General features: G+C 62.0%; 24 protein-coding genes. 13 read left to right on the forward strand and 11 right to left on the reverse strand.

What is annotated here, in order from left to right; translation table 11 throughout:
• The first annotated feature begins 16 nt into the window (after positions 1–16).
• Positions 17–673: a lipoyl(octanoyl) transferase LipB gene (lipB, locus tag ACR0MM_RS04965; protein ID WP_480694760.1), complete on the forward strand. Its 657-nt coding sequence runs from the start codon at positions 17–19 to the stop codon at positions 671–673.
• A 314-nt stretch (positions 674–987) separates the two neighbouring features.
• Here lipB and ACR0MM_RS04970 read toward each other — a convergent pair whose 3' ends face one another.
• Positions 988–1,941 (reverse strand): cation diffusion facilitator family transporter, encoded by a 954-nt coding sequence (locus ACR0MM_RS04970; protein ID WP_480694762.1) that lies wholly within the window; start codon positions 1,939–1,941, stop codon positions 988–990.
• A gap of 77 nt (positions 1,942–2,018) precedes the next feature.
• On the opposite strand from ACR0MM_RS04970, the gene ACR0MM_RS04975 reads away from it, so the two are divergent.
• The gene (locus ACR0MM_RS04975; RefSeq protein ID WP_480694765.1) at positions 2,019–2,465 is read left to right on the forward strand and encodes a MerR family transcriptional regulator; all 447 of its coding nucleotides are present in this window, start codon (positions 2,019–2,021) and stop codon (positions 2,463–2,465) included.
• On the opposite strand, the gene ACR0MM_RS04980 is transcribed toward ACR0MM_RS04975, so the two are convergent.
• Positions 2,446–2,865, reverse strand: coding sequence for an HIT family protein (locus tag ACR0MM_RS04980; RefSeq protein ID WP_170528978.1), 420 nt, complete (start codon positions 2,863–2,865; stop codon positions 2,446–2,448). The two genes, ACR0MM_RS04975 and ACR0MM_RS04980, sit on opposite strands and share 20 nt — an antisense overlap.
• A gap of 292 nt (positions 2,866–3,157) precedes the next feature.
• Between ACR0MM_RS04980 and ctaD the strand changes: the two genes are divergently transcribed.
• The 3 genes from ctaD (at position 3,158) to ACR0MM_RS04995 (ending at position 6,106) form a co-directional block, all read left to right on the forward strand.
• A complete protein-coding gene (gene ctaD / locus ACR0MM_RS04985) occupies positions 3,158–4,816 on the forward strand; it encodes a cytochrome c oxidase subunit I (RefSeq protein ID WP_170337942.1) in 1,659 nt (552 codons plus the stop codon).
• Positions 4,817–4,971: 155 nt separating this feature from the next.
• Positions 4,972–5,571, forward strand: coding sequence for a 2-hydroxychromene-2-carboxylate isomerase (locus tag ACR0MM_RS04990; RefSeq protein WP_170358614.1), 600 nt, complete (start codon positions 4,972–4,974; stop codon positions 5,569–5,571).
• A 43-nt stretch (positions 5,572–5,614) separates the two neighbouring features.
• Complete coding sequence (locus ACR0MM_RS04995) at positions 5,615–6,106, forward strand: DUF2244 domain-containing protein (RefSeq protein WP_170358612.1); 492 nt, start codon at positions 5,615–5,617, stop codon at positions 6,104–6,106.
• A gap of 6 nt (positions 6,107–6,112) precedes the next feature.
• Here the strand turns inward: ACR0MM_RS04995 and ACR0MM_RS05000 are convergent, their stop codons facing one another.
• On the reverse strand, positions 6,113–6,598 hold the full coding sequence (locus tag ACR0MM_RS05000) for a GatB/YqeY domain-containing protein (RefSeq protein WP_170338416.1): 486 nt from the start codon (positions 6,596–6,598) through the stop codon (positions 6,113–6,115).
• Positions 6,599–6,781: 183 nt separating this feature from the next.
• Here ACR0MM_RS05000 and carA point away from each other — a divergent pair, with 183 nt between their 5' ends.
• Together carA and ACR0MM_RS05010 are read left to right on the forward strand one after the other, a co-directional pair.
• A complete protein-coding gene (gene carA, locus ACR0MM_RS05005; protein WP_170358610.1) occupies positions 6,782–7,948 on the forward strand; it encodes a glutamine-hydrolyzing carbamoyl-phosphate synthase small subunit in 1,167 nt (388 codons plus the stop codon).
• A gap of 89 nt (positions 7,949–8,037) precedes the next feature.
• Positions 8,038–9,957: a glycosyltransferase family 2 protein gene (locus ACR0MM_RS05010; RefSeq protein ID WP_480694767.1), complete on the forward strand. Its 1,920-nt coding sequence runs from the start codon at positions 8,038–8,040 to the stop codon at positions 9,955–9,957.
• On the opposite strand, the gene ACR0MM_RS05015 is transcribed toward ACR0MM_RS05010, so the two are convergent.
• Positions 9,914–10,561 carry a GntR family transcriptional regulator gene (locus ACR0MM_RS05015; RefSeq protein ID WP_093962488.1) on the reverse strand — a complete coding sequence of 216 codons (648 nt, stop codon included), beginning with the start codon at positions 10,559–10,561 and terminating at the stop codon, positions 9,914–9,916. The two genes, ACR0MM_RS05010 and ACR0MM_RS05015, sit on opposite strands and share 44 nt — an antisense overlap.
• Before the next feature lie 101 nt (positions 10,562–10,662).
• Here ACR0MM_RS05015 and ACR0MM_RS05020 point away from each other — a divergent pair, with 101 nt between their 5' ends.
• The 3 genes from ACR0MM_RS05020 to ACR0MM_RS05030 all read left to right on the forward strand — a co-directional run bounded on the left by ACR0MM_RS05020 (position 10,663) and on the right by ACR0MM_RS05030 (position 12,949).
• On the forward strand, positions 10,663–11,307 hold the full coding sequence (locus tag ACR0MM_RS05020; RefSeq protein ID WP_480694769.1) for a pyrimidine 5'-nucleotidase: 645 nt from the start codon (positions 10,663–10,665) through the stop codon (positions 11,305–11,307).
• Between the two features lie 122 nt (positions 11,308–11,429).
• Positions 11,430–11,678: a hypothetical protein gene (locus ACR0MM_RS05025; protein WP_093962490.1), complete on the forward strand. Its 249-nt coding sequence runs from the start codon at positions 11,430–11,432 to the stop codon at positions 11,676–11,678.
• Between the two features lie 74 nt (positions 11,679–11,752).
• Positions 11,753–12,949 (forward strand): UbiH/UbiF family hydroxylase, encoded by a 1,197-nt coding sequence (locus ACR0MM_RS05030; RefSeq protein WP_480694771.1) that lies wholly within the window; start codon positions 11,753–11,755, stop codon positions 12,947–12,949.
• Positions 12,950–12,961: 12 nt separating this feature from the next.
• Here the strand turns inward: ACR0MM_RS05030 and ACR0MM_RS05035 are convergent, their stop codons facing one another.
• Positions 12,962–14,089, reverse strand: a complete 1,128-nt coding sequence (locus ACR0MM_RS05035; protein WP_480694773.1) for an aminotransferase class V-fold PLP-dependent enzyme — start codon at positions 14,087–14,089, stop codon at positions 12,962–12,964.
• A 231-nt stretch (positions 14,090–14,320) separates the two neighbouring features.
• Here ACR0MM_RS05035 and ACR0MM_RS05040 point away from each other — a divergent pair, with 231 nt between their 5' ends.
• Positions 14,321–15,022 carry a GntR family transcriptional regulator gene (locus tag ACR0MM_RS05040; protein ID WP_170363152.1) on the forward strand — a complete coding sequence of 234 codons (702 nt, stop codon included), beginning with the start codon at positions 14,321–14,323 and terminating at the stop codon, positions 15,020–15,022.
• A gap of 3 nt (positions 15,023–15,025) precedes the next feature.
• Here ACR0MM_RS05040 and ACR0MM_RS05045 read toward each other — a convergent pair whose 3' ends face one another.
• Positions 15,026–15,484, reverse strand: coding sequence for an Lrp/AsnC family transcriptional regulator (locus ACR0MM_RS05045; RefSeq protein ID WP_170363151.1), 459 nt, complete (start codon positions 15,482–15,484; stop codon positions 15,026–15,028).
• Positions 15,481–15,936, reverse strand: a complete 456-nt coding sequence (locus ACR0MM_RS05050; RefSeq protein ID WP_170366436.1) for an Lrp/AsnC family transcriptional regulator — start codon at positions 15,934–15,936, stop codon at positions 15,481–15,483. The genes ACR0MM_RS05045 and ACR0MM_RS05050 overlap by 4 nt, the downstream gene beginning before the upstream one ends.
• A gap of 131 nt (positions 15,937–16,067) precedes the next feature.
• Between ACR0MM_RS05050 and ilvC the strand changes: the two genes are divergently transcribed.
• Together ilvC and ACR0MM_RS05060 are read left to right on the forward strand one after the other, a co-directional pair.
• Positions 16,068–17,090, forward strand: a complete 1,023-nt coding sequence (gene ilvC / locus ACR0MM_RS05055) for a ketol-acid reductoisomerase (protein ID WP_093962496.1) — start codon at positions 16,068–16,070, stop codon at positions 17,088–17,090.
• A gap of 72 nt (positions 17,091–17,162) precedes the next feature.
• On the forward strand, positions 17,163–18,065 hold the full coding sequence (locus ACR0MM_RS05060; protein WP_170372248.1) for a DMT family transporter: 903 nt from the start codon (positions 17,163–17,165) through the stop codon (positions 18,063–18,065).
• Here the strand turns inward: ACR0MM_RS05060 and glmM are convergent.
• From glmM to ACR0MM_RS05080, 4 genes are all read right to left on the reverse strand, one after another.
• Entirely contained in the window at positions 18,059–19,405 is a 1,347-nt protein-coding gene (gene glmM / locus ACR0MM_RS05065) for a phosphoglucosamine mutase (protein ID WP_475144400.1), read from the reverse strand. The two genes, ACR0MM_RS05060 and glmM, sit on opposite strands and share 7 nt — an antisense overlap.
• 35 nt (positions 19,406–19,440) lie before the next feature.
• Positions 19,441–20,439, reverse strand: coding sequence for a dihydropteroate synthase (folP, locus tag ACR0MM_RS05070; RefSeq protein ID WP_480694775.1), 999 nt, complete (start codon positions 20,437–20,439; stop codon positions 19,441–19,443).
• Positions 20,436–21,356: a dihydroneopterin aldolase gene (locus tag ACR0MM_RS05075; protein WP_480694777.1), complete on the reverse strand. Its 921-nt coding sequence runs from the start codon at positions 21,354–21,356 to the stop codon at positions 20,436–20,438. The genes folP and ACR0MM_RS05075 overlap by 4 nt, the downstream gene beginning before the upstream one ends.
• 102 nt (positions 21,357–21,458) lie before the next feature.
• Positions 21,459–22,835, reverse strand: a complete 1,377-nt coding sequence (locus ACR0MM_RS05080) for a multicopper oxidase family protein (RefSeq protein ID WP_480694779.1) — start codon at positions 22,833–22,835, stop codon at positions 21,459–21,461.
• Positions 22,836–22,871: the final 36 nt, after the last annotated feature.

A 22,871-nucleotide genomic window follows, 5' to 3' on the forward strand; every position in this document is an offset into this window, starting at 1 on the left:
CGGCTATGAGGCGCGCATGGAATGGAAGATCACCGACGGACTGACCGACTATGACACCGCCGTCGCCTTCATGGAGGCGCGGGCGGCCGAGATTGCGGCCGGAACTGCGGATGAGTGCGTCTGGTTCTTGGAGCATCCCCCGCTCTATACGGCCGGAACATCAGCCAAACCCCAAGACCTGACCGACCCGGATCGATTTCCGGTCTATGCCAGCAAGCGCGGGGGCGAATACACCTATCACGGACCAGGCCAGCGGGTCGTCTATGTCATGCTGGATGTCGGAAAGCGCGGCCATGATGTCCGCCGCTTTGTCAAACAGCTGGAAACCTGGGTGATCTCGGCACTGGCCGAGTTCAACGTCCACGGAGAAATCCGCGAAGGCCGTGTCGGTGTGTGGGTGCCGCGCAAGGACAAGCCGCTGACCGTCAGCGGCAAACCGGCCGAGGACAAGATCGCCGCCATCGGCATCCGCTTGCGGAAATGGATCAGCTTCCACGGCATTTCGATCAATGTGGAACCCGACCTGGAGCATTTTTCGGGCATCGTTCCCTGCGGTATCCGGGAGTTTGGCGTGACCTCGTTGGTGGATCTGGGATTGCCGGTGACAATGGCCGATGTCGATGTGGCGCTGCGCAAAACTTTTACTGAGGCTTTTGGCCCCGAGGTGGCCTGACCCCTTCGCGTCGACCATGTTCTCGAATCGCAGAATCTGACCCTGCGGAACGACAATCCTCGATGCAGGGTTCTTCTGTTTCTCAATACGGTCGCAAATTTCCGAAGATTGCCGCGAATTGCCTTAAAATTTAGGGAATCTCCTTCTTCCTTCCACACAACAGCCGCAGTTTGAGGTATCATGAATATACCGTTCAAGAGTGAGTGGTATGTTAACCGGTGATCGCGGCAAGCCCGCGAAAATCGATCAAGTGTTTGGTTACGAGTCTGCCGTTCCGACCCCATATCGGAACGGCAATTCTCGTTTTTGGGGCCTCAGTTTTCGCCTGATTGGTTCGTGGCATGGCCGAACCGCATGGTCTGTGGGCAGGCCCGACCAGCCATTTCCACCTCAAGCGTCAGGTGGCCGATCCCAAAACTGTCGCGCATTGCCTGTTTCACCAGACCGCGCACCTCTTCAGCTTGCGACCAGGCGCAGTCTTCGACCACCAGATGCGCGGTAAGAGCGGGCTGGTTTTCCTGCATGCTCCACAAGTGGACATGGTGAACCTCGCGCACGCCATCCGTTGCCTCAATGGCCGAGGCGACCTCCTCGGGGTCCAGATCGGGCGGCGCGCCAAGCATGAGAACACGGATCGTTTCTCCGATCTCGCTTTGGACATGCCAAAGGATGTACAGCGAAATCAGAATGGTGACGGCCGGGTCGACCCAGGTCCAGTTGAACAGGATCACAGCCACCCCGGCCACGATCACTGCAACCGATCCCAACGCGTCAGCAACGTTGTGCAGAAAAGCCGCGCGGATATTCATGCTGGTTTTGGCCATGCTATAGGTCAAAAGCGCGGTGATCAGATCCACCACCAACGCCAGCATGGCAATCCAGACCACAAGCCAGCCGTCAATCGGCTCGGGCTGAAAGAACCGGGTCACCCCTTCGTACATCAGGTACACGGCGATGACGATCAGTGTGGTATAGTTGACCAGCGCCGCGACCACTTCGGCCCGACCGTATCCGAAGCTCATGCGCGGGTCGGCTGGGCGCCGCGCAATCTTGCGGGCAAAGAACGCGATGATCAGTGCAATTGCATCGGAAAAATTGTGCAGCGCGTCAGCGATGAGCGCCAGCGACCCCGAAAAGATCCCGCCGACCACCTGTGCCAGCGTCAGAAACATGTTGACCGCGATGGCCCATGCCACCCGCGCGTCTCCGGCATTGGCGTCGATATGGGCGTGTTGTTTGTGTCCGGCGTGGGAATGATCATGCGCCATGATGTCGTGTCCTTGTCTGGGTCATGGTCCATACCTAATTCCTCTAGTGACTAGAGGTTCAAGGGGGATTTCGGAAAATGTTCTCGATCGGGGATTTGTCCCGGCGCACAGGCGTCAAAGTCGCCACGATCCGGTTTTACGAAGAAAGGGGCCTGTTGCCACCGCCGGAACGGACCGCCGGCAACCAAAGGCGTTATGACCGCGCCGCGCTCGAGCGGCTGCACTTTGTCAAACACACGCGCGATCTTGGACTGCCATTGGCCGATGTCGAGGCCCTGCTGTCATTGGAAGGCGCCCAAGGCGCCGATCTGAACCGGGCACACGAAATCGCCGAGCGGCAACTGGCGGACCTGCAAGATCGGATTGCAAAGCTGCGCCGGCTCGAGACCGAACTTGCCCGGATCGCAGCCGCCTGCGACGGGCATCACGACCACGTCTGCTCAGTCTTGCAGGCGTTTGGGGATCACGATGCCTGTTCAGGGACGCATCAGGCGCCCCCACCCGTCACGCCAGCGCAGCCCTGATGCGCTCGGCGTGTTTCGCGATCTCGTCGAAATCACCCATCTTTCCGGGCGGGCGCAGAGAGACGCCCTCGTGCCGGGGCAGGACATGGAAATGCAGGTGAAACACCTCCTGCCCTCCGGCCGTCTCGTTGAACTGCTGGATGGTCACCCCTTCGGCGTCAAAGGCGCGCATGACCGCACGCGCCAGTTTCTGAACCGAGGTCATGACTGCGGCCAATTGCTCGGGTGTGGCATCCAGCACGTTGCGGCAAGGCGTTTTCGGGATCACCAGAAGGTGCCCGTCCGCACGCGGCATGATATCCATGAAAGCCAGCGTGTCCTCATCCTCGTAGACGCGGGTCGAGGGAATCTCGCCCCGCAGGATCTTGGCAAAGATGTTTTCGGGATCATAAGCGGTCATGGTGGGTCTCCGACAAAGGGGCTGCGTGTTGTTCTGCGGCCAAGCCCGCAGCGGGTCAAGGCGTGATTCCGCCCTTGAGCGGCCCCTGTCCTTGCAATTCGCCTGATCATCCCCAGATACCGGTCATCCAAGGCCGAAATCGCGCGGGTGTCCTCCTGCCCCGCGACAATTAATCTTGATCCAGATCAAACTCGGCCATTGAAGGCCGCCCCCTTGCATTCTAAAACCAGCAGGAATCCCGCGCGCCGGAGAGGTCCGGCTGCGCGGTCTATTTGCAACAGGAGGCACCTAAATGGCAGACGCAGCCATTCATGGTCACGATCATGAAGACCAGCGCGGGTTCTTTACCCGGTGGTTCATGTCGACCAACCACAAGGATATCGGGATCCTTTACCTGATCTTCTCGGCCTTTGCCGGGTTCATCTCGGTCGCGATGACCATCTACATGCGGCTTGAACTGATGCATCCGGGCGTTCAGTACATGTGCCTGGAAGGCTTCATGGCCGACCCCTGCACGCCCAACGGACACCTTTGGAACGTGATGATCACCTATCACGGTGTCCTGATGATGTTCTTTGTGGTCATCCCCGCCCTGTTCGGCGGTTTTGGCAACTATTTCATGCCGTTGCAGATCGGTGCGCCGGACATGGCGTTCCCGCGGATGAACAACCTGTCCTTCTGGCTGTATGTCGCCGGTACCTCGCTGGGCATCGCCTCGCTGCTGGCCCCAGGCGGCAACGACCAGGCCGGCTCGGGCGTGGGCTGGGTTCTGTACCCGCCGCTGTCGACGACCGAAGGCGGCATGTCCATGGACCTGGCGATCTTTGCCGTGCACGTATCGGGCGCCTCCTCGATCCTCGGCGCGATCAACATGATCACCACCTTCCTGAACATGCGTGCCCCGGGCATGACCCTGTTCAAGGTGCCGCTGTTCAGCTGGTCGATCTTCGTCACCTCGTGGCTGATTCTGCTGTCGCTGCCGGTTCTGGCGGGCGCGATCACCATGCTGCTGATGGACCGCAACTTCGGCTTCACCTTCTTTGATCCGGCCGGTGGCGGTGACCCGATCCTGTACCAGCATATCCTGTGGTTCTTCGGACACCCCGAAGTGTACATCGTGATCCTGCCAGGCTTCGGCATCATCAGCCACGTGATCGCCACCTTCTCGCGCAAGCCGATCTTCGGTTACCTGCCGATGGTCTGGGCGATCATCGCGATCGGCGCGCTGGGCTTCGTCGTGTGGGCACACCACATGTACACCGTCGGCATGTCGCTGCGTCAGCAGGCCTACTTCATGCTGGCCACGATGGTCATCGCGGTTCCGACGGGCGTGAAGGTGTTCTCGTGGATCGCCACCATGTGGGGCGGCTCGATCGAGTTCAAGACGCCGATGCTGTTCGCCTTCGGCTTCCTGTTCCTGTTCACCGTCGGCGGTGTGACCGGTGTGGTTCTGTCGCAGGCCGGTATCGACCGTGCCTACCACGACACCTACTATGTCGTCGCACACTTCCACTACGTGATGAGCCTGGGTGCAGTCTTCGCCATCTTTGCAGGTGTGTACTTCTACTTCTCGAAGATGACGGGCCGTCAGTACTCGGAGTTCTGGGGCAAGGTGCACTTCTGGATGTTCTTCATCGGTGCAAACCTGACCTTCTTCCCGCAGCACTTCCTGGGCCGTCAGGGCATGCCGCGCCGGTATATCGACTATCCCGAAGCCTTCGCTCAGTGGAACTTCGTGTCGTCGATCGGTGCGTTCGTCTCGTTCGCTTCGTTCCTGCTGTTCTTCGGGATCGTTTTCTACGCCCTGTTCCGGGGCGCCAAGGAAACACGCCCGAACCCGTGGAACGAATACGCGGATACGCTGGAATGGACCCTGCCCTCGCCGCCGCCCGAACACACGTTTGAGCAGCTGCCCAAGCAGGAAGACTGGGACAAGGGCCACGCGCACTGATCCCTTCCCGAAAATAGGAAACCCCGCCTTCACGGCGGGGTTTTTCTTTTTCTGTTCGCGCTCTACCGGCCATCGCATTCCGCGGGCGGTCGCAATATCGTTGAAAATCGGGTATCCTTGGCGCGCCGAATGTCCGGCCAATCTCCGAGGTCACCATGCCCGATATTGATTTCTGGTACTCCATCGGCAGCACTTACAGTTTCCTGACCATCATGCGTCTGGACGACTGGTGCGCAGAACATCAGGCGCAGGTTAACTGGCGCCCTTTCGACGTGCGCGCGGTCATGTCTGAACAGAAAAACATTCCGTTTGCGGGCAAACCCGTCAAGTCGGCCTATATGTGGCGCGACATCGAACGCCGGGCAGCCAAGTACCATATCCACGCCAAGCTGCCGGCCCCCTATCCGATTTCGAACCTCGAATTGGCCAACCAGGTCGCGCTGCTGGGAATCCGGGAAGGATGGGGCAAGAGCTTTACCCAAAACCTTTACAGGATCTGGTTTGAGGACGGTATCGAAGCCGGCAGTGAAACCGCCATGTCCGAGGCTCTGTTCCGCTGCCAGCTGGACCCGCTGCCGGTCCTAGCCCGCGCGCGCAGCCCCGAAATCGAAACCGCGTTGAAAGCTGAAACCGAAACGGCGGTTGGCCTGGGCGTATTCGGCGCGCCCAGCTTTGTCACGCGGGGCGAAGTGTTCTGGGGCGACGACCGGCTTGAGGACGCGCTGTCCTGGGCGAGGGTCGGACACGTCGTTTGAAATTGGCAATCGACACCGGATCAGCAGGCGCTATTTTTGCAATATGCCCTACCATTGGAACGACAGCTCGAACTCGGAACAGGAATTGCGCCTTTGGCCGCACAATTCCCTGCCACCGCGCGGCGCGATAGCCGTCGTGCTATCGGTTTTCCTGTTTGGACTGATACCCCTGCTGGCAGTTCTGGGATCGGTTCTGCTGTGGGGGCTATTGCCGTTCCTTCTGTTGACGGTGGCAGGCCTATGGCTTGCGATCCAGGCAAACTATCGGTCCCGAAACGTGTTTGAGGTCCTGACGCTTACCGGAACCCAAGCACGCCTGATCCATCACAGCGCCCGGACCGGCCAGCAGGAATGGACTTGCAATCGATACTGGGCCCGTCCGGAAATGCACAAGGCCGGCGGACCCGTCCCGAACTATGTGACCCTGTCGGGTGAAGGACGGGTGGTCGAGATTGGCGCGTTCCTCTCAGAGGAGGAACGCATTGCCTTGTATGATGATCTGGTAAAACGGCTGCGCGAACCGGCGCTTGAATAAAGCGCGTCAGCAGTCGCCGTTCGACGCTGCGCACAGGTGGTCTTTGACCAGCGGCCCCACCTTTCCAAAGTCCATCTGGCCTGTGTAGTTGGCCTTGAGCTCGCCCATGACCTTGCCCATGTCCCGGATCGACCCGGCACCGGTCGCCGTGATCGCCGTCTGGATGGCCTTTGCGACCTCATCATCATCCAACTGCTTGGGCAGGAATTCCTCGATGATCTTCACCTCGCGCAGTTCGCGCTCGGCCAGGTCCAAACGACCGCCTTCCTCATAGGCCCGCGCGCTTTCCTTGCGTTGCTTGCTCATTTTCCCAAGAATCTCAAGAACATCCGCGTCATCGCAGCCCTTGGCCTCTTCGTTTCCGGCCGCGCGCAGCGCGATGTCCCGATCCTTGATCGCGGCATTGACCAGCCGCAGCGTCGACAGACGCTCGGCATCCTTGTCCTTCATTGCTTGCTTCAGGGCAGTGGTCACCCGAGTTCGCATATCCATCTGTTCTGTCCATCCCCATGGCAACGGAACCCCGAACATATCTAAACAAAATCCGAGGCACAACAGCAGACAGATAAGGCTAAATCATTGAAAAACAACAATAGCCCAAAATTTGAACAGGGTTGACCCGAGGCACCAACCCCCTTAGTTATGCGCCGATTTACCCGATAGGAGAGTCGCGCCATGGCCCATCAAGCCACGTCCAAGCCCACCGCATGTCTGGCTCTGGCCGACGGAACACTCTTCTTCGGAACCGGGTTCGGCGCCACGGGACAAACCGTGGCCGAGCTGTGTTTCAACACCGCGATGACCGGATATCAGGAAATCATGACCGACCCGTCCTATGCCGGGCAGATCGTGACCTTCACTTTCCCACATATCGGCAATGTCGGCGTCAATCCCGAGGATGACGAAACCGCCGATCCTGTCGCCGCGGGCATGGTGGTCAAGTGGGACCCGACCGAGCCGTCGAACTGGCGCTCGGCCGAGCGGCTGACCGACTGGCTGGCACGCCGTGGCCGGATCGCCATCGGTGGGGTCGATACCCGCCGGCTGACCCGCGCGATCCGCCAGCAAGGCGCTCCGCATGTCGCGCTGGCCCATGACCCGCAGGGCAACTTCGACATTGAAGCCCTGGTTGCAGCGGCGCGTGGTTTCGCCGGGCTGGAGGGCATGGATCTGGCCAAGGACGTGACCTGTGCCCAAAGCTACCGCTGGGACGAGATGCGTTGGGCCTGGCCGGACGGATACCAGCGTCAGGAAGCGCCCGTGCACAAGGTCGTCGCGCTGGACTACGGCGCAAAACGGAACATCCTGCGCTGCCTGGCCTCGGCCGGTTGCGACGTGACGGTCCTGCCTGCAACCGCAACCGCGGCTGAGGTGCTGGCGCACGACCCCGACGGCGTGTTCCTGTCCAACGGCCCGGGAGACCCGGCGGCGACAGGCACTTATGCTGTGCCGATGATCAAGGAAATACTTGAAACCACGGATCTGCCGATTTTCGGGATCTGCCTTGGTCACCAGATGCTGGCACTGGCGTTGGGCGGCAAGACCATCAAGATGAACCACGGACACCACGGCGCGAACCATCCGGTCAAGGACCTGGAAACCGGCAAGGTCGAGATCACCTCGATGAACCACGGATTCGCGGTCGACGCCCAATCGTTGCCTGCGGGGGTGGTTGAAACCCACCGGTCGCTGTTCGATGGCTCGAACTGCGGGATCCGCATGTCCGATCGCCCGGTGTATTCGGTTCAGTATCACCCCGAAGCCTCGCCCGGCCCGCAAGACAGCTTTTACCTGTTTGAACGGTTTGCCGCGGCCATGGCCGACCGAAAAGTGCGCGCTTGATCCCGCAGGTTTGCGGACCCCGTCAACGTTAACCCGGAATTAACCTTGATTGAGCAACTCTGACCCGACACTTCGGGCAGGGTTCTCTTATGGTTGAATTGAATTTTCTGGGTCACGGGCCTGCGACCCCGGTTTCCGGCATTGGCCCCCGCAAACCTTTGGGCACCTGTCTGATCGACTTGGGGGTGATCACCCCCGTTCAACTGGATCACGCCCTGAAACTGCAGGAGCGGCAGAACGCCCCTCTGGGCGAAATTATGGTTGGCGAGCATATGGCCGCGCGCGGCGATGTGTTGTTGGCGCTGGGCCAACAACATGGGCTGCAGATCGCCGATCTGGAAAACACGCCGCCACCCGCTGACCTTTGCGCGCTGCGCCCGATGCAGTTCTGGCTGACGCACAATGCCATTCCGTGGCTGCGAGTCGGGCCCGTGCTCTTGGTCGCGACAGCCTACCCAGACCGCTTTGATGAAATAAGGCCCGGGTTGGCAGATTGCGCCCAGACCGTCCTGCCGGTTTTGGCCGCACCCGATGACATCGACCAAGCCATTGCCCGACACTACGCAAAATCTTTGGCTGAGGCGGCGGAAACACGGGCGCCGCTATCGCAAAGCTGCCGCTCATGGACTGCGAGTTCACGTCTCCTGCCGACCCTCTTGGCGCTGGTTGCGCTTGTGGGCCTGAGTCTGCAACCGAATGCCGGGCTATCCCTGCTGTTCTGGGCAGCAGTTTCAACCCTGATCCTGTTCCTGATTCTTCGGCTGGCCGGATTGATATCGTATCTCTTCCCCAAAAAGGCAGAGAAACCAGACGGTCTGCTTGCGCAACACCGCCTGCCCTGCGTGTCCATTCTGGTACCGCTGCACAAGGAACGGGAAATCGCTGGTGCGCTGATCCAAAGGCTGAAACGCCTGACCTATCCAAAGGCGCTGTTGGACGTGATTTTGGTCTTGGAAGAGCATGATGACGTCACCCGGTCAGCGCTTGCGCAGACCACCCTGCCCAGCTGGATCCGAACGCTGGAGGTGCCCGATCTTGGCAACCTGACCACCAAACCACGGGCGATGAACTATGCGCTGGATTTCTGCCGAGGAGAGATTTTGGGCGTCTGGGATGCTGAGGATGCGCCTCTGCCAGACCAAATCGAGACCGTGGTAGAGCAATTTGCCCGCGCGCCCGATGATGTGGTCTGCCTGCAGGGTGTTCTGGACTACTACAACCCGCGCACCAACTGGCGCTCGCGTTGCTTCACCATCGAGTACAGCGGTTGGTTCCGCGTAATCCTGCCCGGAATCGCACGGTTGGGTCTTGTGGTGCCACTGGGCGGAACGACGTTCTTCTTCCGCAGGGACAAGCTGTTGGAATTGGGGGGCTGGGACGCTCACAATGTGACCGAGGACGCGGATTTGGGGGTTCGGCTCAGCCGCGCGGGCTATCGCACCGAAATCGTGAATACCGCCACGTATGAAGAGGCCAATTTCCGCGCCTTGCCTTGGGTGAAGCAACGCTCGCGCTGGCTCAAAGGGTTCATGGTCACGTACCTTGTCCACATGCGCTCGCCCCTGGCATTGATGCGCGATCTGGGGATGTGGCGCTTTTTGGGAGTCCAAGCCTTTTTCCTGGGGACGGTCGGACAATTCCTGCTTGCCCCGGTGCTGTGGGTCTTCTGGCTGACCTTTTGGGGGCTGACGAACACTTTCGAAGCTGTATTGGCACCGCAAATCTTACACGCCTGTGTCTACCTGTTCCTGACCGCCGAGGCCGCGAACATCCTTGTTGGAGGCTTGGGCGTGGTAGCCGGAGGGCGCCGTTTCCTGCTGCCGTGGGTCCCGACCATGGCACTCTACTACCCCTTGGGTGTGGCAGCAGCCTACAAGGCGCTGTGGGAGCTGGCGGTCAGACCGTTCTTCTGGGACAAGACCCAGCACGGACAGGCCAGCGAAGAAGTGCAGCCAGACGAGGAAGCTATTTCTCGCGCCGGATTGCATCCTGCTTCAGCCGGGTCATGAACGCGACCGAGATATGTTCCTTCAGAGCTCGGTCGGCGGCTTCTTCGTCATGAGCCGCGATTGCCTCGACGATCCCCTTATGCTCACTCTGAGCGATCTCACCGCGGCCCTGCGCGGCCAATGAAGTCGTTGCCATCAGAGCCATGGTGCGATGGACAAGGTCCAATTGCTGCACAAGGTAGCGGTTGTGCGACGCAAGGTGGATCTGCTCGTGGAACCGTCGGTTGGCCCGGGACAGCGCCACGGGATCATCCACAAGCGCGTCATCGGCTTCGACCATATCCTGCAGGACTTTGATTTCCTCATCCGTGGCATGGCGCGCGGCCAGTCGGGCCGCCAGCCCTTCCAATTCACGTCGAACGACATAGAGCTCGGCCATCTGGTTGTGGTCCAGCGAGGCCACGATCAGCGACCGCCCGTCACGTTCCAACAGCGATTGCGTCTCGAGGCGCTGCAGCGCCTCGCGGATCGGGGTGCGCGACACGCCGAACCGCTCGGCCAGTTCGCTTTCCACCAGCCGGTCGCCGGGTTTGTACACCCCCACGTCGATCGCTTCGAGGATCAGGCTGTAGGCATCGGTCTGGGGCTGTCGGGACTGGTTCATTGGGTCGGGTCTCTCCTCGTTCGGACCTGTCTATCCGGGCCATGGGCCTGCAATCAAGTGCGCCATTGAAAACCCGGTGGCCGCGTCCTAAACCCAATCCTATGGTCAAGCCTGCATTTTCACACGTCACCCAATGGGTGTTCGATCTGGACAATACCCTTTATCCGCCACAGATGCGCCTGTTCGACCAGATCGAGGTGCTGATGACCGAATACGTGGTCGAAGCCCTGCGCGTCGACCGGGCCGAGGCCGACCGGCTGCGCCAGCACTATTGGCGCGAACACGGCACCACGTTGGCCGGACTGATGGCCGAACATGACCTGGACCCCGAGCCCTATCTGCACGCGGTTCATCAGGTCGACCTGAGCCACATGGAGCCCGACCCTGCGCTGGCCGCGCATATCCGGGCTCTGCCGGGGCGGCGCATCGTCTACACCAACGGCAGCGCGCCCTATGCCGAGCGGGTTCTGGCCTCACGCGGATTGGACGGGCTGTTCGACGCGATCTATGGGGTCGAACATGCGGGGTATCGGCCCAAACCGGACAAGGCCGCGTTTGAAACGGTCTTTTCCCGCGACGGCATCCACCCCGACCGCGCCTCGATGTTCGAAGACGAGCCTCGCAACCTGAAGGCCCCGCATGACATGGGCATGCGTACGGTGCATGTTGCCCCCGATCCTCATGAGGCGGATCACATCCACCACCACACCGATGACCTGACCGCCTTTCTCGCCCGCCTGATCTGAACCACCCGAGACTGCGACGAAATGCGCCTGCGCGCAGCCTGAAACTGCGACGATCCGCGCATTCTGCGGGTGCAAAGTCGTTCCTACATCAGGCTCAGCGACGAACAGAACTGGAGACCCCGATGACCGCGATCGAGATGCCCGGCCGCCTGCCCTTTTGGCAGCGCCTGCTTTTTGCAATTCCCCTGTTTGGCTGGCTGGCCCGCGATGCGGCCAATGGCAAGCCCGAGGATCTGGGCTATACCGTTGCGGCGCTGGTCAGCATGTGGGGCTGTTCCGCCCTGTTGTTCGGCCTGCCGGGCCTGTATCTGCCGGCCCTGGCGATGGTGCCGGTGATGTTCCTGATTCTGGTCCTGATTTCACGCGGCTAGACCACGGGACAGGATGTCACTTGGCGCAGGCCCCAGAACCGCACTAGGGTCCGCAAGCAACGGAGAGTGACGCGATGACCGACAGTTGTGACATCCTGATTTCCGGCGGCGGCATCGCCGGGCTGACTGCGGCGGCCGTATTCGGCGCCGCGGGGTTCGACGTGATCTGCGTGGACCCGACCCCGCCCGTCACCGACCGCGACGCCGACGGGTCCGACCTGCGCACCACCGCGTTTCTGCAACCGGCCCACGGCCTGCTGCAGCACTACGGGTTGTGGGACCGGCTGGAACCGCACGCCGCGCCGCTGCAGATCATGCGCATCGTGGACGCGGGCGGCGACACCCCCGAGCCGCGCGTGGTGCGCGATTTCAACGCCGCCGATATCTCGGATCAGCCCTTTGGCTGGAACCTTCCCAACTGGCTGCTGCGGCGCGAGATGGTGGCCCGGCTGCACGAACTGCCGAATGTCGATTTCCGCCCCGGCACCGGCACCGTCAGCCTGTTCACGCGCACCGCCGAGGCGCGGGTGGGCCTGTCCGACGGCACGCGCATCCGCACGAAGCTGGTGATCGCCGCCGATGGCCGCAACTCGCCCATGCGCGAGGCTGCGGGGATCAAGGGCCACACCACGCGTTACGGGCAAAAGGCACTGGCCTTTGCGGTGACGCATCCAATCGCCCATGAAAACGTGTCGACCGAGATCCACCGGTCCGGCGGGCCGTTCACTCTGGTCCCCCTGCCCGACTGGCAGGGCCAGCCCTCGTCGGCGATCGTTTGGATGGAGCGCGGCCCGCGCGCAGTCGAACTGCTGAACCTGCCCGAGGCCGAGTTCGAGGCCGCAATGACCGAGCGGTCCTGCGGCCTGTTCGGACCGCTGAAACTGGCCTCGCGCCGGACGATCTGGCCGATCATCAGCCAATCGGCGGAGCGCCTGTCGGCCCAGCGCGTGGCCCTGATGGCCGAGGCCGCCCATGTGGTCCCCCCGATCGGCGCGCAGGGGCTGAACATGTCACTGGGGGATCTGCGCAGCCTGCTGGACCTGGCCCGGGCCCGGCCCGAGGGTTTGGGAGATACCCAGATGCTCGACGCCTATCACAAGGCCCGCCATGCCGAGATCGAACTGCGCGTCAAGGGGATCGACCTGCTGAACCGCGCCTCGATGGTCGAGGCACGGCCGCTGCGCGATGCGCGCGCTGCCGGGCTGAACGCGCTTTATTCGATGCCGGTGGTGCGCAAGACGCTGATGCAGATGGGCCTCGGCGTGCGCTGAGGCCCGTTCCGGCTACAGCACCTGATCCAGCACCCGCTTCAGCCGGGCCACCGTGCCATCGACATCATACAGCTTGTCCAGCCCGAACAGGCCCAGGCGGAAGGTGCTGAACCCTTCGGGCTCGTCACATTGCAGCGGCACGCCGGCGGCAATCTGCATGCCTAGCGCGGCGAATTTCTTGCCGTTCTGCACCTCGGGGTCGTCGGTATAGCTGACCACAACCCCCGGCGCGCCAAAGCCTTCGGCAGCAACTGAAACGACCCCCTTGTCGCGCAGCATCGCCCGCACCGCATTTCCCAGCCGCCATTGCGCTAAGCGCAGCTTGTCGAACCCATAGTCACGGGTCTCCTGCATCGTATCACGGAACGCCCGCAGCGCATCGGTGGGCATGGTGGCGTGATAGGCATGGCCGCCGCCCTCATAGGCCTGCATGATCTGGCGCCATTTCTTCAGGTCCAGCGCGAAACTGTCCGAGGTGGTCTCGGCCAGCCGCGCTTCGGCGCGGTCGGACAGCATGACCAGACCGGCACTGGGCGAGGCGCTCCAACCTTTTTGCGGGGCCGAGATCAGAACGTCCACGCCGGTGGCCTTCATGTCGATCCAGGCACAGCCCGAGGCGATGCAGTCGAGCACCATTAACGCGCCAACCTCATGCGCTGCGGCAGCCATCGCGGTGACATAATCATCCGGCAGAATGACCCCGGCCGAGGTTTCCACATGTGGCGCGAACACCACGCTGGGTCGTTGGCTGCGAATGGTTTCGACCACCTCGTCGATCGGCGCGGGCGCAAAGGGCGACGGGCTGGAGTTCCCTGTTTGACGGGCCTTCAACACGGTGGCCGAGGCCGTCAGCCCTCCGGTTTCGATGATCTGGCTCCAGCGATACGAAAACCAGCCGTTGCGCACCACCAGCACGTCGGCGCCGCGGGCGAACTGGCGGGCCACGGCCTCCATCGCGTAGGTTCCGCCACCCGGCACCACGGCCACGCCGTCCGCGCCATAGACCTCACGCAGCATCCCTGAGATGTCGCGCATCACCTGCTGGAACGCCTGCGACATGTGGTTGAGCGAGCGGTCGGTGAACACGACCGAGAATTCTTCGAGCCCGTCCGGATCGACTGTATTCAACAATGCAGGCATGCTGTCTCCTTTTCTGGGTTGCTCACTTTCTGAAGGCTTTGCATCTGTTGGTAAAGTGCTCATTGACCTTCATGCGCTTCCCTTAAGTCAACGGTCAGAAGCTCGGCTGCACACCCGTCTCAGCAGCCTGATAGGCCGAATTGACGCCAATTAGTGTCACCTCTCTCTTTACACCTTGACGTGTTTCTGAACAGATACGCACATCTTGAGCTTGAAAGGATATTTTAGACCGTGAACGTTCAAAAGCGGATCAGTTTTCAATTCGTTCGGGACGAAGTGAAGCGGCGGATCGAGACACGGGTCTGGCCCCAAGGTTCCTTGCTGCCGACCGAAACCCAGCTTGCCGAAGAGTTCAACTGCGCGCGTGCAACCGTCAACCGTGCGCTGCGCGAACTGGCAGAGCAAGGGTTCGTCGAGCGCAAGCGCAAGAGCGGAACGCGGGTCAAGAAATCACCCAGCAAACAGGCCAAGCTGGAACTGTCGCTGGCCCGTCAGATCGTCGAAGACCAGAACCAGACCTACCGCTATGCCCTGGTCGAGCGCAGCATCGACAAGAGCCCGGGCTGGCTCAGCTCGCAACTGGGTCTGCCGCCGCAATCGCAGATCCTGCATCTGGTGTGCATGCACTATGCCGACAACCGCCCGTTTCAGCACGAAGAACGCTGGATCAACATTTCGGCCGTCCCCGAGGTTGAAGATGCCAATCTGGAAGAGGTCGGGCCGCATGAATGGCTGTTGAATGCGAACCCCTTCATTGACGCCGAGCTTGCACTCTACGCCATTTCCGCCGACAGCCACTTGGCAGATTATATGGGAACGACGACCGGGGCCGCGATGATTCAGCTTGAACGCACGACATGGAAAGACGGACAGCCGGTTTCGTTTGCCCGCCTGACCCACCATCCTGGCTATTGCATCCGTACCCGCTACTGACCGCTAGCCTATCGGCCCGGGCAGGCGTTCTTCGCTCAGCAGTACATTTGCTTCGACGTCCCCGGCCCCCGGCAGGGTCATGATACGCCGACGCAGAACACGCTCGAAATCTGCCAGATCGCGTGCCACCACCCGCAGTCGGTAGTCATACAGGCCCAGTACGTGTTCCACGGTTTGGACTTCGGGAATGGCGCTAACGGCGCGTTCGAAATCCTCGAGGCTGACCTGGCCTTTGCGCGCCAGCTTGACGCCCAGAAATACTGTGACACCGAACCCCAGTGCCTCGGCGTTCAAGCGCAGCCTGCGCCCCTTGATGATGCCCGCCTGCTCCAGCCGCCGGATCCGGCGCCAGGTGGCAGGCTGCGACAGACCGAAACGCCGCCCCAGCGCACCTGCACTCTGCGTCGCGTCCTGAGCCAAAGCGCGCAGCAGTTTGCGGTCCAGTTCATCCAGTTCGATCATACCGGCAGCACCTCGTCCCGCTTGACCCGCGCGATGTGCATCAGGGCCTCGATATCGGCGATATGCGGCAGGGTCAGGATACGGTCGCGATAAACCTGCTGATAATGCGCCATGTCCCGCGCGATGACGGACAGGCGGACATCCACCCGCCCCAGAAAGGTCTGGATCTCGATCACCTCGGGCACCTTGCGGGCGGCTTCGGTGAATTCGTCGAAGGCGCGCGGCTGGGTCTTGTCCAGGGTCACCCGCAACGACACCTCGACCGCATAGCCCATGGCGGACCAGTCGATCACGGCCTCCTGTCCCTGAATGATCCCGGCGGCCTGCATCTTCTCGATCCGGCGCCAGCACACGCCATTGCTGATCCGGCACCGCTCGGCCAGCTCGGCGGTGCTCAGGCTTGGGTCAGCCTGAAAATGGCGCAGGATACGGCGGTCGATGTCGTCAAGCATGACTTTTTCAAGTTTTCCGGTTTCTAAGAATTATTCTTCGCTTCTGTCGTCAATATCCAATGCCATCGCTCTCGCCAATAGCAATCACTGCAGATAGAACCGCAGCAATCGAAACAGAAAGGACCGGCAAAATGCGCGTCTATTACGATCGCGATTGCGACATCAACCTGATCAAGGACAAGAAAGTGGCCATTCTGGGCTATGGCTCCCAAGGTCACGCCCACGCGCTGAACCTGCGCGACTCGGGCGCCAAGAACCTGGTCGTCGCCCTGCGCGAAGGCTCGCCCTCGGCCAAGAAAGCCGAAGCCGAAGGCCTGCAGGTGATGGGCATCGCCGAGGCCGCGGCCTGGTGCGACGTCATCATGTTCACCATGCCCGACGAGCTTCAGGCCGAGACCTACAAAAAATATGTGCATGACAACATCAAGCCCGGCGCGGCCATCGCCTTTGCCCACGGCCTGAACGTGCATTTCGGCCTGATCGAGCCGAAAGAGGGCGTGGACGTCATCATGATGGCCCCCAAAGGCCCCGGCCACACGGTGCGCGGCGAATATGTCAAAGGCGGCGGCGTACCCTGCCTCGTGGCGGTCCACACCGACGCGACCGGCAAGGCGCTGGAAATCGGCCTGTCCTATTGCTCGGCCATCGGCGGCGGCCGTTCGGGCATCATCGAGACCAACTTCCGCGAGGAATGCGAAACCGACCTGTTCGGTGAGCAGGCCGTTCTGTGCGGCGGTCTGGTCGAACTGATCCGCTGCGGCTTTGAAACCTTGGTTGAGGCCGGCTATGCGCCCGAGATGGCCTATTTCGAGTGTCTGCACGAGGTGAAGCTGATCGTGGACCTGATCTATGAAGGCGGCATCGCCAACATGGACTACTCGATCTCGAACACCGCGGAATACGGTCAATACGTCACTGGCCCCCGCATCCTGCCCTATGAGCAGACCAAGAAGGCGATGAAAGAGGTTCTGAACGACATCCAGCAGGGCAAGTTCGTGCGCGACTTCATGCTGGAAAACCAGGTCGGTCAGCCCACGATCAAGGCCTCGCGCCGTGCCAATGACGAACACCAGATCGAAGAAGTCGGCAAAAAGCTGCGGGGCATGATGCCCTGGATTTCGGCCGGCAAGCTGGTCGATCAGGAAAAGAACTAAGCCCGAACGGCTTGAACCCAAGGGCGGCCCCGGAGGCCGCCCTTTTCATGCAGAACGGATGAACAGGCAGCGATGGTGCCTCAACCCGACATACGCGACTGGAGCGGCGTCATTGCCCTGGGCCTGATCTGGGGCGGCACCTTCATGGTCGTCGCGATGGCGTTGGAAGACTATGGCCCGATCACGGTGGCCACTGCGCGGACGACGCTGGGCGCGGTGATGCTGTTGGCCTTGATGGGGCTGACCGGGCGGCGTATCCCCAGCCTGACACCAAGTCTGGCGTGGTCGGTGATCCTGATCGGCATCCTGTCCACCGCGCTGCCTTTCGTGCTGCTCAGCTGGGGGCAGCAATATGTACCCTCGGCCTTTGCCGGACTGTCCATGGCCGCAATTCCGCTGATGGTTCTTCCGCTGGCGCATTTCTTCTCGGATGAACCCCTGAACGCACGTCGTTTCGTGGGGGTATCGTTGGGCTTCACCGGAGCGCTGGTGCTTATCGGCCCGGGGCTTGCGCAACTGGGCAGCGGGGCCGAGCCGCTGGCCCAACTGGCCTGCATCGGGGCGGCGTTCTGCTATTCGGTGGCGTCGATCCTGACCCGGCGCTGCCCGCCGATCGACCCGGTGGTACTGGCCGCACTGACATTGGTGGTGGGCGCGGTGATCCTGCTGCCGATCATGTTGACGACCGAGGGCGTGCCCGCCCCGCAGGGTCTGCGCCCAACCCTTGCCTTGATCGTGCTGGGACTTGTGCCAACGGCCTTTGCGACGTTGCTGCGGGTGTCGATCATTCGCAGCGCCGGGTCGGTCTTCATGACGCTGGTGAACTATCAGGTGCCGGTCTGGTCGATGATCTTCGGCGCATGGATCCTGTCCGAGGCGCTGCCGCTGCGGTTCTACATCGCGCTGGCGCTGATCCTGACCGGAATGGCGATTAGCCAATGGTTCAGTTTGCGCAGGATGCTGTTGGGCTACTGACGCGCGGCGGCTTCGACCTCGGCCACGATCCCGTCGACCACCTGCGCCAGAAGGACGTCGTCCTCGCATTCCGCCATCACGCGGATCAAGGGCTCGGTGCCCGACTTGCGGATCAGCAACCGCCCCTGCCCGTTCAGCCGCGCCTCGGCATCGGCAATCGCGGCCTTTACCGTGTCCGCTTCCAGCGGGGCCTGCCCCTCACCATAGCGCACGTTCTTCAACAGTTGCGGCACCGTCTCGAACTGCTGCGCCAGATCCGAGGCCTTGCGCCCCGAATTCACCATCTCGGCCAGGAAATGCAGCCCCGCCATCAGGCCATCACCCGTGGTGGCATAGTCGCTCATGACGATGTGGCCGGATTGCTCACCGCCAAGGTTGAACCCGCCTTCCCGCATACGCTCGACCACATAGCGGTCTCCGACCGCCGTCCGTTCCAGCCGCAGCCCGCGCGCGCCCAGAAACCGTTCCAGCCCCAGGTTTGACATGACGGTCGCAACAAGCGCGCCGCCTTTCAGCCGTTCGGAAGTGGCCCAGGCGGTAGCCAGAAGGGCCATGAGTTGATCGCCATCGGCGACCTGTCCGGTTTCATCCACGATCACGACCCGGTCGGCATCGCCGTCGAGGCAGATGCCCACATCCGCCCCATGCGCCACGACGGCCTCGGCCGCCACGCGCGGCTGGGTCGAGCCGCAGCCCAGGTTGATGTTCTTGCCGTTGGGCGCGGTTCCCACCGGGATCACCTCGGCCCCCAGTTCCCACAGCACCTCGGGCGCGGTGCGGTGCGCGGCGCCGTTGGCGCAGTCGATCACCACCTTGAGGCCATCCAGACGCAGCTCGCGCGGCAGAGATGACTTGACCCGCTCGCCATAGCGGAACCGCGCGTCATCGACACGCCGGGCACGCCCGATATTCTGCGCCTGCGCGGGTTTGACCCCCTCTTCGATCAGTTGTTCGATCTCCAGCTCGGCCTGGTCGGACAGCTTGAACCCATCGGGGCCAAAGAACTTGATCCCATTGTCTTCGGCCGGGTTGTGGCTGGCCGAGATCATTACACCCAGATCGGCCCGCATCGACCGGGTCATCAGCCCGACCGCCGGTGTCGGCACCGGCCCCAGCAGCAGCACGTTCATGCCGGTCGACGTCAGACCCGCCGTCAGCGCGTTTTCCAGCATATAGCCCGACAGGCGGGTATCCTTGCCGATCACCACCCGGTGAACGCCCGAGCCATCCCGGCGGAAGTACCGCCCCACCGCCGCGCCGATCCGCAACGCCATCTCGGCCGTCATCGGATAGGTGTTGGCGGTGCCCCGCACCCCGTCGGTTCCGAACAGCTTGCGCATACCTGCTACTCCACAAAGTCCTGCCTGCGACCCGATTACCGGACAGCGGCCCACAGGCGCAAGGCCTGAGCGGTCTCGGCCACGTCATGCACCCGGATGATCTGCACACCTTGCGACAATCCTGCCAACGCAACGGCGATTGATCCCGGCGCGCGAGCATCCTTGCGCGGTTCCGCGCCGATCCGGCCGATGAAGCCCTTGCGTGACACGCCCAGCAGGATCGGGCAGCCCAACCCGTGAAACAGGCTGAGATTGCGCAGCAAGGTCAGATTGTGGTCCTCGGTCTTGCCGAAACCGATGCCTGGATCAACGATGATCCGGCCCCGATCCAGCCCGAGGCCTTCCAGCCGGGCCACCTGCCCGGACAGGAAATCGTAGACGTCCAGCAGAACGTCGTCATAGGTCGGGTTGTCCTGCATCGTGGCCGGGTCGCCCTGCATGTGCATCACGCAGACCGGCGCACCGATCTCGGCGCAGAAAGCCCCAAGCGCGGGATCAAAGGTAAAGCCCGAAACGTCGTTGATCAGCCCCGCCCCGGCCTCGACCGCGGCCTTTGCCACGGCGGATTTGCGCGTGTCGATCGAGATCAGCGCTGGTGTCTCGGCCCGGATCGCGCGGATCAAGGGCTGGGTGCGGGCGATCTCTTCGTCCTCGGGCACGAAATCCGCACCGGGGCGCGTGGATTCACCGCCGATGTCCAGAATGGTCGCACCGTGCGCGACCATTTCCCGGGCCGCTGCGCGCGCGGCGTCGGGGGTGTTGTGCTTGCCACCGTCGGAAAAGCTGTCGGGCGTGGCGTTCAGGATGCCCATGATCTGCGGCTGCGTCATCTCCAGCCCGGCAATCGCAGTGCGCGGTTGCGTCAGCCGGTCCAGCCACGTTTCAGGGATATCGGCAGCCGCAACGATCCGGGGTGCCGCGTCACGTTGCAGACATTCGGCATGGGTGAACCACAGGCTCTGACCCGCGAGCGGCAAGGCCCCGTCCGGGCGCACAGGCCCGTGTTGCACCAATGGGCGATAGTAACTTGTCACAGTTGCGCCTGCTCCACCGGGACCGCACGCAGCGGTGTCTTGGGCGCCTCGGGCAATTCCCCGCCAATGACCAGCATTTCGCTGGCCTCAAAGGTGGCGGCGAACCAGGCCGCCAAGGCCACCGCATCGGACGGTGCCGCCGAAGGTCCGTCGACCGCGTCCAGCACGATCTTGGACGGTGCCCAGACACAGATCTGGCCGTTCTTCATGGCCCAGTCCAGTTCGGTCCGGGTCGAGACGACGACACAGCGATGATCACGCGCGGCCAGCACCCAGGCGTTCTGCTCGATCGCCAGCAGGTCGATCCGGCGCTGGGTCATGGCATGGCCGGTCTGCGGCACCGGCAGATCGGAGGCGCCCACGCACAGTATCAGCGGCCGCTGTCGGTTTTCCAGCTGGTCGATCCAGCCCGACAAATTTTCGGACTCAATCGCTGCGTTCGACAGAAAGACCAGCCGGGGATGTGGGCGCTCTTCCTCGATGACATCGTGATGGACCGCATCCTTGCCACGAACGATCTCGACCCCCAAAGCGCCCGGACCGCGATCCAGTTTTTCAATGCGGACAAAAGCCCTTACCGCCTGAGGTTCAAACAGGATCCGCTCGGCTATTCGATCCGCCAGCGTTTCGAGCAAGTTCAGACGCTCGGCCGCCAGTTCATAGGCGATGGCCTCGGTCACCCGGTCATAGGACAGGATGCGATCGACATCATCGTCGATGTTTTCGGTCAGCGGCCGCACTTCGACTACGATGTTGAAACAGATGCGCTGGGTGGTGCCCCGTTCGGCCTGAAAGGCGCCGATCTCGACCTCGACAATGTGGTCGCGCAACGAGATACGATCCAGCGGCCCGTGTGGCGCAGTCGCCTCGGACCGTTCGGACGGGTGCGCAAAGGCAAGGCGGATTTCAGTACTCATGGCACGGGCCTTTTCGGGCAGCTTGGACAGGTTTGCCCAATTTAGTGGTTCCGCGCGGCTATAGCATTCAAGCAAACGCCATTCCAGCCGCCGAATGCGGCGTCAGGTGACGCGGTACCAACTCATCATACCCGATGCGGCGTGTCCAAGCATATGGCAATGCAGCAGCCAGTTGCCCGGGTTGTCGGTGACCAGCGCGATCTCGCGGGTTTCGCCGCGTTCGACCAGAACCGTGTCGCGCCACGGGCCAAGACTTCCGTCCGGCAAGATCAGCCGAAAGTGGTGGCCATGCAGGTGCATCGCGTGCGGGAATACCGTTTCGTTCACGAAGGCGATCCGCTGAACGCTTCCCAAGGGCGCGTCGAGAAACGGGTCATCGGGTCGCTCGGCGTAGCCATTCAGCGCCCAGAACCTCCCCAGCTGAGCCAGTTCCCGACCCGAGAGCTCGGTCTCGCCAATCCGCGCGCTTTCAAGCCAGCGCATGGCACCGCCCTGCAGCCTCATCTCGTGCCGCGGTGCGTTGTTGAGGTCCGTCAATTCCGGAAGCGGGTTCGGCGGCAATGGCCGAACTCCCGACCGGGGAGTCGAAGCCGCCTGCCCTGCCACTGAAAATCGGGCCAAACCAAAGGCGCCGTCACGTTCCTGACTGAACAGGCTGGCCGTTTCTGCATCCGCAGCCAGCACATCCACCAACAAATCCGCTCGTTGTGCCGGGGCAAGAGGGAACGTGTCCTCAATCGGGATCGGCTCGGCCAAAGGCATTCCATCCAGCGCGACGATCCATCCGGACATTCCGTCGAGGCCCACGGTGAAGACACGCGCATTCGCGGCGTTGACCAACCTCAGACGCAGGCGTTGGTTTTGTTGAACAGGAAAGGATGGGTCGAATGCTCCATTGACGGTAATGAGGTTTCCCAGCCGACCAGCATGGCTGAGGTCATGACCGTTGTCGAAGTCTTGGGTAATCTGGGCCGTTTCCGGATCAAGTCGCCAGTCATCGAGCATCAGCACCAGATCCTGCTCCACATCCGGCGCTTCGGACTCGTGCACGATCAAAGGGCCATACAGGCCACGGGCCACCTGTTCGACTGACTTGTTATGCGCATGATACCAATAGGTTCCGGCGTCCGGCACGATGAATTCATAGTCGAAGGTCGCGCCGCCTGGAACCGCTTCCTGAGTAAGACCCGGCACGCCATCCATAGCGTTGTCGATGCGGATACCATGCCAATGAACCGAGGTGGCTTGCGGTAATTCGTTCACCAGGCGGCGTTGAACCCGCTCGCCTTGCTGCAGATGGATTGGGCTGCCCGGCACTTGCGCATCAAAGCCCCAAATAGCGGTTTCCGGAAACCCCGGAGGGGCAATCAACTGAGCGCCCTCTCGCGCAGTCAGGGTCAGCGGCGCGGAGCGCGCCAGCGTTGGAAACACCGCAAGCGCGGCGGCAGATTTCAAAAGGCTTCGGCGGCTCAGATTCATTGCGGATCTCCTTGACCGCAATATAGCCCTTGGTTT

This window comes from Ruegeria sp. BC6 (assembly GCF_056539185.1).

Coding starts and splice junctions, on each gene's coding strand:
- lipB (WP_480694760.1), top strand. CDS start 17: ATGGAATGGAAGATCACCGACGGACTGACCGACTATGACACCGCCGTC.
- ACR0MM_RS04970 (WP_480694762.1), bottom strand. CDS start 1,941: ATGGCGCATGATCATTCCCACGCCGGACACAAACAACACGCCCATATC.
- ACR0MM_RS04975 (WP_480694765.1), top strand. CDS start 2,019: ATGTTCTCGATCGGGGATTTGTCCCGGCGCACAGGCGTCAAAGTCGCC.
- ACR0MM_RS04980 (WP_170528978.1), bottom strand. CDS start 2,865: ATGACCGCTTATGATCCCGAAAACATCTTTGCCAAGATCCTGCGGGGC.
- ctaD (WP_170337942.1), top strand. CDS start 3,158: ATGGCAGACGCAGCCATTCATGGTCACGATCATGAAGACCAGCGCGGG.
- ACR0MM_RS04990 (WP_170358614.1), top strand. CDS start 4,972: ATGCCCGATATTGATTTCTGGTACTCCATCGGCAGCACTTACAGTTTC.
- ACR0MM_RS04995 (WP_170358612.1), top strand. CDS start 5,615: ATGCCCTACCATTGGAACGACAGCTCGAACTCGGAACAGGAATTGCGC.
- ACR0MM_RS05000 (WP_170338416.1), bottom strand. CDS start 6,598: ATGGATATGCGAACTCGGGTGACCACTGCCCTGAAGCAAGCAATGAAG.
- carA (WP_170358610.1), top strand. CDS start 6,782: ATGGCCCATCAAGCCACGTCCAAGCCCACCGCATGTCTGGCTCTGGCC.
- ACR0MM_RS05010 (WP_480694767.1), top strand. CDS start 8,038: ATGGTTGAATTGAATTTTCTGGGTCACGGGCCTGCGACCCCGGTTTCC.
- ACR0MM_RS05015 (WP_093962488.1), bottom strand. CDS start 10,561: ATGAACCAGTCCCGACAGCCCCAGACCGATGCCTACAGCCTGATCCTC.
- ACR0MM_RS05020 (WP_480694769.1), top strand. CDS start 10,663: ATGGTCAAGCCTGCATTTTCACACGTCACCCAATGGGTGTTCGATCTG.
- ACR0MM_RS05025 (WP_093962490.1), top strand. CDS start 11,430: ATGACCGCGATCGAGATGCCCGGCCGCCTGCCCTTTTGGCAGCGCCTG.
- ACR0MM_RS05030 (WP_480694771.1), top strand. CDS start 11,753: ATGACCGACAGTTGTGACATCCTGATTTCCGGCGGCGGCATCGCCGGG.
- ACR0MM_RS05035 (WP_480694773.1), bottom strand. CDS start 14,089: ATGCCTGCATTGTTGAATACAGTCGATCCGGACGGGCTCGAAGAATTC.
- ACR0MM_RS05045 (WP_170363151.1), bottom strand. CDS start 15,484: ATGATCGAACTGGATGAACTGGACCGCAAACTGCTGCGCGCTTTGGCT.
- ACR0MM_RS05050 (WP_170366436.1), bottom strand. CDS start 15,936: ATGCTTGACGACATCGACCGCCGTATCCTGCGCCATTTTCAGGCTGAC.
- ilvC (WP_093962496.1), top strand. CDS start 16,068: ATGCGCGTCTATTACGATCGCGATTGCGACATCAACCTGATCAAGGAC.
- ACR0MM_RS05060 (WP_170372248.1), top strand. CDS start 17,163: ATGGTGCCTCAACCCGACATACGCGACTGGAGCGGCGTCATTGCCCTG.
- glmM (WP_475144400.1), bottom strand. CDS start 19,405: ATGCGCAAGCTGTTCGGAACCGACGGGGTGCGGGGCACCGCCAACACC.
- ACR0MM_RS05075 (WP_480694777.1), bottom strand. CDS start 21,356: ATGAGTACTGAAATCCGCCTTGCCTTTGCGCACCCGTCCGAACGGTCC.
- ACR0MM_RS05080 (WP_480694779.1), bottom strand. CDS start 22,835: ATGAATCTGAGCCGCCGAAGCCTTTTGAAATCTGCCGCCGCGCTTGCG.